At 68.1% G+C, this 13,763-nt stretch carries 10 protein-coding genes; 5 read left to right on the forward strand and 5 right to left on the reverse strand.

What is annotated here, in order from left to right:
* Positions 1-63: 63 nt before the first annotated feature.
* Complete coding sequence (locus tag WP12_RS02600) at positions 64-2,247, reverse strand: ComEC/Rec2 family competence protein (protein WP_052730162.1); 2,184 nt, start codon at positions 2,245-2,247, stop codon at positions 64-66.
* A gap of 146 nt (positions 2,248-2,393) precedes the next feature.
* Here WP12_RS02600 and gltX point away from each other — a divergent pair, with 146 nt between their 5' ends.
* The gene (gltX, locus tag WP12_RS02605; RefSeq protein WP_046192211.1) at positions 2,394-3,833 is read left to right on the forward strand and encodes a glutamate--tRNA ligase; all 1,440 of its coding nucleotides are present in this window, start codon (positions 2,394-2,396) and stop codon (positions 3,831-3,833) included.
* A 50-nt stretch (positions 3,834-3,883) separates the two neighbouring features.
* Positions 3,884-5,167 (forward strand): citrate synthase, encoded by a 1,284-nt coding sequence (locus tag WP12_RS02610; RefSeq protein ID WP_046192212.1) that lies wholly within the window; start codon positions 3,884-3,886, stop codon positions 5,165-5,167.
* 111 nt (positions 5,168-5,278) lie between these two features.
* Here the strand turns inward: WP12_RS02610 and WP12_RS02615 are convergent, their stop codons facing one another.
* Genes WP12_RS02615 through WP12_RS02630 form a run of 4 tightly spaced genes read right to left on the reverse strand, consistent with a single transcriptional unit; the run spans position 5,279 to position 9,465 of the window.
* Positions 5,279-6,631 carry a sensor histidine kinase gene (locus tag WP12_RS02615; protein ID WP_046192213.1) on the reverse strand — a complete coding sequence of 451 codons (1,353 nt, stop codon included), beginning with the start codon at positions 6,629-6,631 and terminating at the stop codon, positions 5,279-5,281.
* The gene (locus tag WP12_RS02620; protein WP_046192214.1) at positions 6,628-7,755 is read right to left on the reverse strand and encodes a DUF2336 domain-containing protein; all 1,128 of its coding nucleotides are present in this window, start codon (positions 7,753-7,755) and stop codon (positions 6,628-6,630) included. The genes WP12_RS02615 and WP12_RS02620 overlap by 4 nt, the downstream gene beginning before the upstream one ends.
* Positions 7,756-7,797: 42 nt before the next feature.
* Positions 7,798-9,123, reverse strand: a complete 1,326-nt coding sequence (locus WP12_RS02625) for a hypothetical protein (protein ID WP_152663862.1) — start codon at positions 9,121-9,123, stop codon at positions 7,798-7,800.
* Between the two features lie 48 nt (positions 9,124-9,171).
* Entirely contained in the window at positions 9,172-9,465 is a 294-nt protein-coding gene (locus WP12_RS02630) for a hypothetical protein (RefSeq protein WP_046192216.1), read from the reverse strand.
* 196 nt (positions 9,466-9,661) lie between these two features.
* Between WP12_RS02630 and WP12_RS02635 the strand changes: the two genes are divergently transcribed.
* Genes WP12_RS02635 through ung form a run of 3 tightly spaced genes read left to right on the forward strand, consistent with a single transcriptional unit; the run spans position 9,662 to position 13,509 of the window.
* Entirely contained in the window at positions 9,662-11,992 is a 2,331-nt protein-coding gene (locus WP12_RS02635; RefSeq protein WP_235398907.1) for a hypothetical protein, read from the forward strand.
* 37 nt (positions 11,993-12,029) lie between these two features.
* Positions 12,030-12,758, forward strand: a complete 729-nt coding sequence (locus WP12_RS02640) for a class I SAM-dependent methyltransferase (RefSeq protein WP_046192218.1) — start codon at positions 12,030-12,032, stop codon at positions 12,756-12,758.
* Between the two features lie 31 nt (positions 12,759-12,789).
* Positions 12,790-13,509, forward strand: a complete 720-nt coding sequence (gene ung, locus WP12_RS02645; RefSeq protein WP_046192229.1) for a uracil-DNA glycosylase — start codon at positions 12,790-12,792, stop codon at positions 13,507-13,509.
* Positions 13,510-13,763 lie beyond the last annotated feature (254 nt).

Genomic DNA, 13,763 nt, shown 5'->3' on the forward strand with positions numbered 1-13,763 from the left:
GCTTTCGTCGGCCCGGCGGAGGCGGGGCCGCTAGAGGCTCCGGCCTCGACGATCTCGCCAGGACTATGACTGCCCCGGCCTCCGCCGGGGCGACGGTTGGGCGGCTGTTCCGCTCCAATCCCTGAACACCGACCAGGGATGCCGTCCGACGCCCGATGCGACTGTCGCTATCGTCCCCCGCTCCAGATCGATCGCCACGCCGCCGCTCCGCGCGAGGAATGGCCGATCGATCTTGACCCAGCGGGGAACGCAACTGCGCGGCATCCGCCGCTCGCTGATGACGATGTCGGCGCGAGCGCAGGCGCGATTCATCCGGGCAATGTCGACCAGATAGGGGCTGCGCGTCGCGAGGATGTGCCAATCGCGCCCGCCGCGCCGTAGCCGCGCCTCGCACAGGTCGGCCGAGCAGCGCGCCGCCGCGAGCGCGTCGATCGGCAGTGGCTCGCCATCGACCCCAGCGGCCTCGCTGAGCATGTCGCGGACATAGTCGCCCGCCCGATCGCGCAGCAGCGCGACCCGGCCGTCGCCGAGCACCACCGCGACATGGCGGCCGTCGCCTGTCACAAGCAGGTCGGGCGCGGGCGACAACAGCGCCCAGACCGCACCGATCGCGAGCGGAACCGTCCCCCAGCGCCTGACGGGCGTCCGCCACAGCGCGATCCACAGCCCGCCGACGATCATCAGTGCAAAGGCCCCCCAGGCCATGGTCGGCAACATCGTCACCGCCCCCGGTGCGCCGCCGACCGCATGGGCGATCCACAGCAGCAGCGCGATCGCCTGTGACGCCAGCCACCAAAAGGGCGCGCCGAGACCGACGGTATCGAACAGCAGCGCCAGTGCTTCGAACGGCATGATGATGAAGGTGGTCAGCGGGATCGCGACGATATTGGCGACTGCGCCATATAATCCAGACTTGTGGAAGTGGAACAGCGCGATCGGCGCGAGCGCGACCTCGATCACGAGGCCGGACAGGAGCAGCACCGCGAGGCCCCGGCCGAAGCGCGGCAGCCAGTCTTCGTCGCGGCCCGCTGCGAAGGCGACGACGCGGGGATGCTCGAGCAGGGCCACCAGCGCGGTCACGGCCGCGAAGCTGAGCTGAAAGCTGGGCCCGGCCAGCGCCTCGGGCCAGAGCAGCAGCACGATCAGCGCGCCGGTCGCGACGAGCCGCAGGGTGATCGCCTCGCGCCCCATTGCGATCCCCGCCAGCACCAGTAGCGCGGCGACGCACGAGCGGATCGTCGGCACCTGCGATCCCGACAACAGCGTATAGCCGATCCCCGCAAGCGCGCCCGCGCCCGCCGCGATCAGCAGCAACGGCGCATGAAGTGCAAGCCGGGGGCTGAGTGCGAGCAGCCGCAGCGTGAGCAGCAGAACGCCGCCGACCACGGCCGAGACATGCAGCCCCGACACCGACAGCAGATGGGCGAGCCCCGACTGGCGCATCGCCTCGGCATCCTCCACGGCGATAGCGCCTTGATCCCCGGTCGCGAGCGCGGCGGCGATGCCGCCGGCGCTCTGCCCGCTCGCGCTCGCCTCGATATGCGCCGATAGCCGCGCGCGCCGATCGGCCAGCCAGGTCCTGAAGCCGCCGGCCGCTTCCGAGGCGTCGATCACCGGCCGGTCGAGCGCCTTGCCTGTCGCGCCGATCCCCTGGAACCAGGCGGCGCGCGCAAAGTCATAGGCGCCGGGCACCGCCGCCGGCGCGGGCGGCATCAACCGGGCGCGCACGGCGATCCGTGCCCCGCCGGGCACCATCTCCGGCAGATAGGCCTGATCGACATTGAGCCGGATGCGGGGCGGCAGCATGACGCCATCGGCGGCTTCCCGGTCGATCGCGATCGTCAGGCGCACGATCTCGCGCGCCGGCAGCCGCTCGACGGCCTCGATCCGCCCGCTGACCATCGTCACCATCGGCCGGTCGATGCGTGGAGCGGCGACCCAGTCGGCGCGCGACCAGATGATGATCATGCCGATCAACGCGGCGAGCGCGGTGACGACGATGGCGCGTCCCAGCCTGTGCCCGGTGCCGATCGCCAGTCCCGTCAGCGCCACGCCTGCCAGTGCTACCATCGCCGCGAGCCAGGCGACCCTATCGGGCAGGACCAGCCACAACGCGATGCCGCCCGCCAGCGCGACCGGCACCCACAGGCCCAGCTGGTCGCGCTCGGCCTCCAGCATAGTTTCGATATGCCGTAGCGCCGTGGCTGTCGCGCGCCGGCCCCCGGTTTGAAGCGCGGCCGACGCCATGCTAGGCCCCCCGCCGGGCGTCATTGATGCCCCGGTAGCCCCGAATCCCGTGATGCTGCCGTTCGGCCGATTTGACCGGGCAGAAAAATGGGTTAGGGGGCGCGTCGACCTTGCTGGCCATCGCGCCGATCTTGGAGAAATAGCGCGTGGGCGCAAGCACCGAAAATCAGACTGTCGTCACCCGCTTCGCGCCATCGCCGACCGGATATCTCCACATCGGCGGCGCACGCACCGCGCTGTTCAACTGGCTGTTCGCGCGCCACCATGGCGGCAAGTTCCTGCTACGCATCGAAGATACCGATCGGGCTCGATCGACGCAGCCCGCGATAGAGGCGATTCTCGACGGGATGTCGTGGCTCGATCTCGGCTGGGATGGCGATGTCGTCTATCAGTTCGCCCGCGCCGAGCGCCACGCCGCGGTCGCGCACGAACTGCTCGCCAATGGCCATGCCTATCGCTGCTATGCGACCTCAGAGGAACTGGCCGAGCTGCGCGAGCAGCAGCGCGCCGCCAGGCAGCCGCTGCGCTATGATGGCCGCTGGCGCGACCGCGACCCCTCCGAAGCTCCGACGGACGCGCCCTTCGTGATCCGCCTCAAGGCCCCGCGCGAGGGCGAGGTGACGATCGACGATCTGGTGCAGGGTCCGGTCACGGTCCAGAATGCCGAGCTCGACGACATGATCCTGCTCCGTTCGGACGGGACGCCGACCTATATGCTCGCTGTGGTGGTCGATGATCACGACATGGGCGTCACCCACGTCATCCGCGGCGACGACCATCTCAACAACGCCTTTCGTCAGCTCGCGCTGATTCGTGCGATGAACGAAATCACGGGCGACTGGCCCGACCCGATCTATGCGCATATCCCGCTGATCCACGGGGCGGACGGCGCAAAACTCTCCAAGCGCCATGGTGCGCTGGGTGTCGACGCCTATCGCGACGAGATGGGGATGCTGTCCGAGGCGGTGAACAACTATCTGCTGCGACTCGGCTGGGGCCATGGCGATGACGAGATCATCAGCCGCGAGCAGGCGGTGGAGTGGTTCGATCTCGCCGGGGTCGGGCGTTCGCCGTCACGCTTCGATTTCAAGAAGCTCGAGAATCTCAACGGTCATTATATGCGCGAGGCCGACGATGCGCGCCTGGCCGATCTGATCGCGCCCGGAGTCGCGGCGCAGGCAGGACGCGAATTCGACTCGGACGATCATGCGCTACTGCTCCGCACCATTCCTTTCCTGAAGGTAAGAGCGAAGAATATCAATGAGTTGACGGAAGGTGCCGGCTTTCTGTTTCGCACTCGCCCGCTCGATATGGACGAGAAGGCAGCATCACTGCTAGACGAGCCCGGCAAGGCGCTGCTGGCTCTGGCCCGCGACGCGCTTGCAGCCACGGCCGACTGGTCTGCGCCCGCGCTGGACGCGTCGGTCAAGGCGGTGGCGGAGCAGGCGGGGATTGGCCTCGGCAAGGTTGCGCAGCCGTTGCGTGCGGCGCTGACGGGCCGCGCTACCTCCCCGGGTATATTCGACGTTCTGGCGCTTCTCGGCCGCGAGGAGAGCCTGGGCCGGTTGGAAGACCAGCTGAAGTGAAATGACGTGCCGGTAAAGCGGCCAAGGGGCGAACGACAGGAGATTGCGACATGGCGGATAAGGTTCAGCTCGAGTTCGGCGGCAAGACGTCCGAATATTCCGTCATGTCGGGCACGGTGGGGCCGGACGTCATCGACATCCGCAAGCTCTACGCCGCGACCGGTGCATTCACTTATGATCCGGGTTTCACCTCGACCGCATCATGCCAGTCGGCGCTGACCTATATCGACGGCGACGAGGGCGTCCTGCTCCATCGCGGTTACCCCATCGACCAGCTCGCCGAACAGTCGAGCTTCATGGAAGTCTCCTATCTGCTGCTCAACGGCGAACTGCCGAGCGGTAAGGAACTGGCGGACTTCACCTATACGATCAGCCGCCACACCATGCTGCACGAGCAGCTCGCCACCTTCTATCGCGGCTTCCGCCGCGATGCGCATCCTATGGCGATCATGTGCGGCGTCGTCGGCGCGCTGTCGGCCTTCTACCATGACTCGACCGACATCACCGATCCCAAGCAGCGCATGATCGCGTCGCACCGGCTGATCGCCAAGATGCCGACGATCGCGGCGATGGCGTATAAATATTCGGTGGGTCAGCCCTTCCTCTATCCGAGGAACGACCTGAGCTACACCGGCAATTTCCTGCGCATGACCTTCGGCGTTCCCGCCGAGGAATATGAGATCGATCCGGTGATCGAGTCGGCGATGGACAAGATATTCATCCTCCATGCCGATCACGAGCAGAACGCCTCGACCTCGACCGTGCGCCTCGCCGGATCGTCGGGTGCGAATCCCTTCGCCTGCATCGCGGCGGGCATCGCCTGTCTGTGGGGCCCGGCGCATGGCGGCGCGAACGAAGCCGCGCTCAACATGCTGCGCGAGATCGGCACGCCCGACCGCATTCCCGAATATATCGCCCGCGCCAAGAACAAGGACGATCCGTTCCGCCTGATGGGCTTCGGCCACCGCGTGTACAAGAATTTCGACCCGCGCGCGAAGGTGCTCGGCAAGGCCGCGACCGAGGTGCTCGACAAGCTCGGCATCAGCGATCCGGTGCTCGACACCGCGCGCGAGCTGGAGCGGATCGCGCTCAGCGACCAGTATTTCATCGACAAGAAGCTCTATCCGAACGTCGACTTCTATTCGGGCGTGATCCTGTCGGCGATCGGCTTCCCGACGACGATGTTCACCGTGCTCTTCGCGCTTGCCCGCACCGTCGGCTGGGTCGCGCAATGGAACGAGATGATCTCGGACCCCGAGCAGAAGATCGGCCGCCCGCGTCAGCTCTATATGGGCCCGGCGGCGCGCGACTATGTTCCGGTCGCCAAGCGGTAGCATTTCCAATTTCGTGAATTGAGAGGCCGGGGCGAAAGCTCCGGCCTTTTTCGTCGTGTGCCGCGAGCCTCCGCGCCTCTGCCCGTTATGCTGACGATAGCGGGTTGGGAATCAGTCCCCCACCGGGAGCGTGAACACGAACCGCGCGCCCTGCATGGGTGCGCTGTCGACTCCCAGGTCGCCGCCCATCGCGCGGGCCAGGCGGCGGGATATGTAGAGGCCCAGGCCGCTGCCGGTCCCGTCGCGCAGGCCAAGCCGCTCGAACCGGTCGAAGACGCGCTCCTGATGCTCGGGTGCGATGCCGTCGCCCGCATCGGCGATGATGATCGCGGCGATGTCGCCCTCGCGCTCGCAGCGGATCCAGACGACCCCGCCCTCGGGCGAATGGCGGATCGCATTGCTCAGCAGGTTGATCAGCACCTGCAGGATGCGACGGAAATCGCCACGCGCCATCACCGGAGGGCCCGGCGGGGGGGCGTCGATCGTCACCTGATGATTGGCGGCGCGCACCGCGAGCAGCCCGGCGGCGCGCAGGGCGGTGTCGTTCAGGTCTATCCTGTCCGCTTCGGGCCGAAAATCGGCGCGCTCGATTGTTTGCAGATCGACGAGATCCTCGACCAGCGCGAGCAGATGACGGCCCGCGCCGGCAATATCCTCGGCATAGACGGCATAGTCGCGCCGCACCGGCCCCTCGCTGCGTCCCTGAATCACATCGGCGTTGGCGATGATCCGGTCGAGCGGCTCGCGCATCGCCCGGCCGAGCTGGCTACCAAAGGCTTCGTCGAGCGGCGGCGGCGGGGCCTGTCGCGCGCTGGCCTGCGCCCGGGGATCGCGGCGGCTGACCAGCAGCTGATAGCCTGCGAGATTGCCGATCCCGTCGATCAGCGGGACTCCCGCCAGTCGCACCGGCACGCCTGGGCCGAACAGGAACGTCGCGCCATCGTCCTCGAAGCGGTCGGCGGTGCGCGCGGATTCGGAGATGCGGCTTACCCCGGCCTCGTCGCAGGTCAGGGTAAACAGCGCCTCGATCGGCTGGCCGATCGCGGCGGGCATGTTGGCGGGTGGCTGGGTTATCCTAAGCATCGGATCGGTCTCGATGATCCAGTCGGCGCTTGCCCGGCTGAAATCGCGCCAGCGTATCGCGTCGAGCCCCGGCTGCGGCGGTATCGGGGCGATATCCTGCCAGCCGGTGATCGCGAGTTCGACGCACGGGCCCCCGGGCTTCACCTCCACCCACAGGTCGATGTCCTGATCGCCATTCGCGGCGACGACCCGGCGCGAGATGCTGATGCCCAGGCGCCGGGTAAGCCGCGCCAATGAGGCGAGTTGCGGTATGGCGAGAGCGCCGCCGCGCACGCCCCCGGCGCGTTCCTGCAGGCGCAGCAGCGGCGGATCGGCCTCGATCAGCCGGCCTTGCTGGTCGACCTTGCCATGGACGGGTCGGACGCCGGCGGGGGCGTTCATCGCCTCCGTCCCGTGCGGGGCCCGGGATTGTCGCCAATTTCGAGTACGGCGCGGCGATAATTGGGATCGAGCCGCCAGATCAGCACCGCCTCGGCGGCGTCGTGGACGCTCAGGCCGTCAAATGCGTTGGCGCGCTCGACGAGCGTCTCCTCGCTCGCGCCCTCGGCCGATCCGATCCGCCACAACATCGTCACCGCCGCCTCACGGCCGCAATCGACCGCGCGCAGCAGGGTGCTCAGCATCATCCCCGAAGGGTCGGCGACCATCGACCAGACGCCGGGCGAATCCATCTTTGCGCGCTGGGCCAGCGCGGCGGTGAACAGCGCGAGCCAGCCCTCCTCGAGTGCCGCGGTGAGCAGCGCATCGTCGATCAGCTCGCGGTCGGCGAGCAGCAGGGCGAGCGCCTCGGCGCGGCCCTCGAGCGTGTCGGCATCCTCATGTTCTGCAAGCAGGTTGCGCGCCGCGCCCGCCAGAAGCAGATCAGCCTGGGTATCCGGCACGGCGTGCTGGCGGATCAGATAGTGGCGCAGCGCCGCCGCGACGGCCCAGAGCAGCCGGCGATGCGGGCCAGGGGGGAGGTCGGTGCGGGCGAGCGCGGGATCGCCGAACTGATCGTAGCGGCGGCTCTCGGCGATCAGCAGCGCCATGACCGCCTCGGCGATCGTCTCGTCGCCCAGGTCGAGCAGCCGCTGGGCGAGATCGGCGACATGATAGGGCGAATCGCGGCCCAGGATGATCGCCAGCCGATGCTCGTCGACCCGGCGCAGCATGGCCGAGACCAGATCGGGATCGCGCAGCAACTGGGTCCGCTCAAGCAATGGCAGCGCGATCGGCACCCGCGCGGAGCCGAGCGCTGCCGCCAGTTCGGGGCTGGCGTCTGCCGGCAACGCATTGCCTATATGGATGCGCAGTTCGTCTTCGATCGCGCCGATCAGGGCGCGCATGAGCTGGGTTATCTGGGCGCGTTGCTGATCGGAGAGGCTGAAAGCGTCGTTGTGGAACAGGTCGCTGGCGGCGCGATCGATGCGGCTTTCGATGCCGTCGAGCGCGCGCGCGGCATCGCTCAGCCACCGCGTCACCGCGGGCCGCATGCCATCCAGCCTTTCGTCGTCCAGCCCCATCATGCTTCGGTCATAAGTTAATGTCGTTAAATCGAAGCTAAGCTATCAACTCTCACACATTCTTGCGCTCTTCCATGCTGCAATGAACCTTTCGGCAAAGGAAATCATCGCATAGCCGGCGAGCGCCGCCACCATCCACCGCCAGCCACCGAGCACCGCCAGCAGCGGTGCGGTCCAGACGAGCGCGTCGGGACTCGCCAGCCACCGCGGCGTCGGCTGCGCCCGGACGGCAGCGACGATCGGCCCAAGCGCCGCGACGCCCAGCAATGCCGCGGGAATCAGCGCCGCGACCATCCACCAGCCCCAGCCCCCCTCGGCGGCAAGGACGCGGGCGAGCAGGATCAGGGTCGCGAGGACCGCGGCATAGCGGGTGATATCGATCAGCCGGGAGGGGGCGGCGGCCGTGCTCCAGATGCGCGCCATCCGCCGCGCCGACGAGGCGATCGTCGTGGCGATCGGCAGCAGCAGCGCGGCGACCCAGAACAATCCGAAGGCCGCGAACAGCGCCGCGCCCCAGGCGAGCGCCGCCGCGCCATAGGCGACATGGCTCTGATCGACCTGCCGCGTCACCAGCGGCGGTACGAGCGGGCCGGCGAGCAGGCGATGCAGATAGCGTTCGGTCCAGTCGCCGGCATCCGGATCGGCGCGGCGGAGCAGGCTGGTCTCGATCGCGCCGATCGCCGCGGGCCCGGTCGCCAGCACCGGCGGGGGGAGGATCTGGTCGCCGCTGGGATTGATCGCGCCGACGCGGGCCGCATCGGCCTGGACCAGCCGTCGCAGCAGGGTCGAGGTCAGATCCCAGTCGCCCAGCATCTGCGCGGTCGCGTCGAGCGCGGGCTTGCCGAGCAGCGCGAAGCCGGCCCAGCGTTCGGCGGCATCGATCCGCTCGAAATCGGCATAGTCCTGGATATCGGGCAGGGCGAGCAGCGCGGGCGCGTTTTCGGCGGTGAGCGCATCGACCGCGCCCTGTGCCGCGACCGCGCCGTCGGCGATCAGCAGGATGCGTTCCTCGGGATGGAAACGGTCGAGCGCGTCGGGGATGTTGCGCGCGATTTCGATCCGCGCGCCCTGCCGCCGCAGGCGATCGACCGCCTGCGCCAGCGCGGCCGGCACCCGTTCGACCAGCACGACGACATGCGTCGCCCCCGCGCCGATCGCGAGCCCCGCCTGATATTCGATCAGGCTACGCCCGGCGAGCGGGAGCGTGGCGCGCAACCCGTCACCTACGTCTGTCTGATCCTGCGCGGCGATAAGCGCGGCAAGCGGCACGTCCCAATCCCCCGTCGACAATCGAAAGGGGATAGGCGTTGCGGAGCGATTCGGCAAAGCGGGAATCGCGGTACATTGTGCGGATTTGGGGCGGTTCGCCATTCTTCCCTCTCCCTTTCCGGGAGGGGGAAGGTCAGGGCAGCGAGGAGGCTATCGACACGCGGCCAGCGCATCCGCAACGGCATCGAGCAGCAGCGGATCGGGGCCGGCATGGGTGGCGCGGGCGGCGACGTCCATCAGCGCGGTCATACCGAAACTTGCGGCGAGACCCTGAAGCTTGAGTGCCTCGTCGCGCCACGGGATCACCGATTGCGCCTGCGAAAGCGCCGCGACATGCATCGTCGCCGAGGCGAGGAAAAGTGCGCGCAACTCACCCGCGACGGCGCTGTCGGCGCCGACGGCTTCGGCGAGGAGATGATCGAGCGTGGCGGGTTCGAAGGACATGCCCCGATAAGGGCCAGGAAGAGTAAAGATTTCGTTAGTCGAGACTATCGCTCGATTCAGGATTCCTATAGAATCGCGTCTCATGGGGAAGGCACCGCATCCACTGGATCGTTGGCGTGCGGCTACGGGGGCCGAGGCGGACGCCGTCAGGGCGGCTGCGGCCGATGGCGAACCCATTGAATCCTATCCGGAAAACATGACCGAAGCGGGTGACGAGTTGCTGCTGTCCGAGGCTGTGCGCGAGGACGCGCCAGCCTTTGTCGAGCCGGCGTCATCGATGCCGCGCCGCCGCGCCGGCGATGTCGCAGTCGGCGCGCTGTTCGGGATGCTGGCGGCGGGCTGGATCGCGCTGTGGATCGGCGGAGTCGCCCCAACATCGTTCGACGTCTCGGCGCTCGCCCGCAGCGTTGCCCTGGCCAGCGGGCCGCTCGCCCTGCTCGGCATCGTTTACATGCTACTCCAGCGCGGCACGCGGCGCGAAGTCAGCCGCTTCGGCGAGACCGCGCTGTCGATGCGGGTCGAGAGCCGGCGGTTGGAGGAAGCGGTGGCGCGGGTCGCCGCGGTGCTCGACAATCGCCGTGCCGATCTGTCCGCGCACACCGGCGCGCTGCTCGATGAGGGCAGCCGCGCCGCCGAAAAGCTCCAACAGATCAGCATGGACATGCGTGACGAGACCGACCTGCTCGCGCGGCAGACCGACCTGCTCCACAATGCCGCCGGCATCGCCCGCTCCGATATGAGCGGGCTGATGCAGGATCTGCCCAAGTCGCTCGGCATGGTCGGCGAGGTCAACGAGCTGATCAAGTCGATCGGCGGGACCGCCCGCGATCACGCGGAGGGCCTGTCGACGGCACTCACCGCGATCATCGAGCGCAGCCATGAGGCCGACGAGCTGATCGGCGCCGCGTCGGGGCGCCTCGCCACCCAGATCGGCCGTATCGAGACCCGCGCCGAACGCACCGCGCGGACGATCGAGGAGGCCGCCACCGGGCTCGGCACGGTGGTCGATTCGACGCTCGATCGCGCTACCGTCGCGATCGAGCAGAGCCGCGGCAGCCTCGACCTGCAGCGTGAGGCGATGGCGGCGATGATCGATCATGGCCGCGCTGCGCTCGACGAGGCGGGCACCGCCGCCGCCGCCTCGATCGCCGAGCGCCTGTCGGATATGAGCCGGCTCGCGGACGGCCTGTCGGCGCAGCTCGTCCAGCAGGACGAGGATGCCCGCCGGCTGGTAGCCAATCTCGAACATGCGCTGGGCGCGATCGAGGGCCGATTCGAGGCGCTCGGGGCGACCGGCGCCGAACAGACCGCCGACCTCGCCGAGGTCATCGTCTCGCTCAGTGGGCATGTCGAGGGCCTCGGCCAGGCGGTCAGCAACAGCATGGCGGGCGCGCGGACGCTGACCGATCGCGCCAACGGCCTGCGTATCGCGTTCGATTCGATCATCGCCAATGTCGAGCGCGACCTTCCGCAGACGATGCAGCGGATCGAGGGCGAGGCGGCGCGCGGTGATGCGACGATGCGCGCGATCACCGCACAGGCCGAGCAGCTCGCCGCGACCGTCGAGCGCGCGACCGACCGCCTCAGCTCGGCCGACATGATGATCGACCGGCAACGCGACGCGATCTCTGGTCTGGGCGATCAGGCGGCGCGGCGCATGGCCGATATCGCCGCCGAGGGCGACACGATGCTCGAACGGCAGCGGCAATTGTCCGACGCCTTCGCCGAGGAGGCCAATGCCCGGCTCGAGGCGCTGCGCGATCATAGCAACGAGCTCGCTCGCCTGATCGGTGAGAGCGAGGCGAATATGCGATCACTGTCCGAACTGTCGGGCGGCAAACTGATCGACGCAATCCTGAAGATGCGCGAGACTGCCGGCGAAGCGGCGCGCGGCGCGCGGGCGGCGCTCGAGTCGATCATTCCCGACGCGAGCGATGCGCTCGCGCGCAGCGGCGCCGAGGCGATCGAGCGCGCGTTCGGTGACCAGATCACCCAGCGCATCCACCTCATCTCCGATACCGCCGAAGCCGCCGTCGCCGCCGCCAACCATGCGAGCGAGAAGCTGCTCCGCCAGATGCTTTCGGTGGCCGAAGCCACACTGGGCATGGAGAAGCGCGTCGCCGAGGCGCATGCGCGGCAGGAGAAATTCGAGCAGGACGAGGTCAGCCGCGAGGTCGCGATCCTCGTCGAGCATCTCAACTCGGCAGCGATCGACGTCACCAAATTGCTCGCGCATGATGTGCCCGATGGCGCATGGAAGGCCTATCTCAACGGCGATCATGGCGCCTTCACGCGCACCGCCGTCCGCCTGTTGCGGACCGAGGAAGCGGGGCGGATTGTGCAGCTCTACGACGGCAATGTCGAGTTTCGCGAGCATGTGAACCGCTACATCCACGATTTCGAAGAGCTGCTAAAACGCATCCTCTCCAGCCGCGACGGCAGTGCGCTTGCGGTGACGATGCTCTCGTCCGACATGGGTAAGCTCTATGTCGCGCTGGCCCAGGCGATCGAACGCCTGCTGGTCTGACGACGCGTCCGACGTTCGAGTCCCGTCCGGAGTTTTCATGCAGCATATCGACATCATTCAGCCGATCGCCGACCTCTACGCGCGTCCCGCCTATCTGGAGATCGGGGTATGCGACGGCATGACCTTCCATGCCGTATCGGCGACCCGCAAGGTGGCGGTCGATATCGAATTCCGCTTCGATCTGGATCAGGCCCGCGCCGCGGCAGGCGGGCAGGATGTCCATTTCCACGCGATGCCCAGCGATCGATTCTTCGAGCCCGACATCATCGGCGACGACCGGTTCGACCTGATCTTCATCGACGGGCTCCATACTTTCGATCAGACGCTGCGTGACCTGCTCAACGCGATGAACGTCTTGAAGCCGGGCGGGACGATCGTGGTCGATGACGTGCTGCCGTCGAGCTACGCCGCATCCCTGCCGTCCTATGAGCGGTCGATCGCGCTTCGGCAGGAGACCGGCAACCGCAAGAACCACTGGATGGGCGACGTCTACCGACTGGTGTTCTTCATTCGCGACTATCTGCCCGCGTGGCGTTACGCGACCGTCGGCAGCGGACCTTTTCACCGCTTGATCCTGTGGCAGTCGCCGCGCCGGCTCGGCCCGACGCGCACCGTCGAACAGATCAGCCGGCTCTCCTATGGCGACGTGCGGCTCGAAATCGATGCGTACGATATCCGCCCGCTCGACGCTGTGCTCGACGATCTGCGCGTCCATGTCGCCGCGCATCGCCCGGCCGGGTCGTCGCCGGAACGGGATGGCGATTGAACCCCAAACAATCCTGCGCCACAAAGCGGCCATGGCCGACATCAAGCTGCACGAAAGCTGGAAGACCCCGCTCGCCGACGAGTTCGCCGCGCCCTATATGGCCGCGCTCAAGAGTTTCCTGACCGGCGAGCGCGAGAAGGGGAAGCGGATATTCCCGGCGGCGGGGGAGTGGTTCCGCGCGCTCGACCTGACCCCGCTCGACAAGGTCCGCGTCGTTATCCTGGGGCAGGATCCGTATCATGGCCTGGGGCAGGCGCATGGCCTGTGCTTCAGCGTGCGGCCCGGCGTCAGGCCGCCGCCGAGCCTCGTCAACATCTACAAGGAGCTGCACAGCGACCTCGGCCTGCCGCGTCCGGCGCATGGCTTCCTCGAGCATTGGGCGCAGCAGGGGGTGCTGCTGCTCAACAGCGTGCTGACAGTCGAGATGGGCCTGGCTGCGTCGCATCGTGATCGCGGCTGGGAGAAGTTCACCGATGCGATCATCGGGCTGGTCAACGCCAGGGCCGACCCGGTCGTGTTCATGCTGTGGGGCAGCTATGCGCAGAAGAAGGCGGCCTTCGTCGATTCGACCGACAAGGGTGGCCGCCATCTCGTGCTTAAGGCACCGCACCCGTCGCCGCTGTCGGCGCATAGCGGCTTCCTTGGTTGCCGGCATTTTTCGCAGGCCAACGCATTCCTTGCTGCGCAGGGCCTGACACCCATCGACTGGTCGCTGCCGGCGCCCGAATCCGCAATGCCCGCGCTGCTATAATCATGACCGAGATCCGCACGGCGCGGCTCTTGATGCGGCGGGCGCGCCCCGCCGATATGGCGGCGATGCACGAGATCCTCTCCGATCCGCGCGCGATGCGCTACTGGGGGGGGGGGGCCCCCCACGACCAAGAGGGGGGGGGGGGCCGGGGGGGCGGGACGGGCGCGGCCGCCCCCGGGGGGGGGGGGGGCCGCCTCAACGGGGACGGAGGGGCGGGGGGGGGGGAGGGGGGGGGGGGGGGGGGTGCCGGCGCG

It is taken from the genome of Sphingomonas sp. SRS2, assembly GCF_000971055.1.
Lineage (GTDB): Bacteria > Pseudomonadota > Alphaproteobacteria > Sphingomonadales > Sphingomonadaceae > Rhizorhabdus.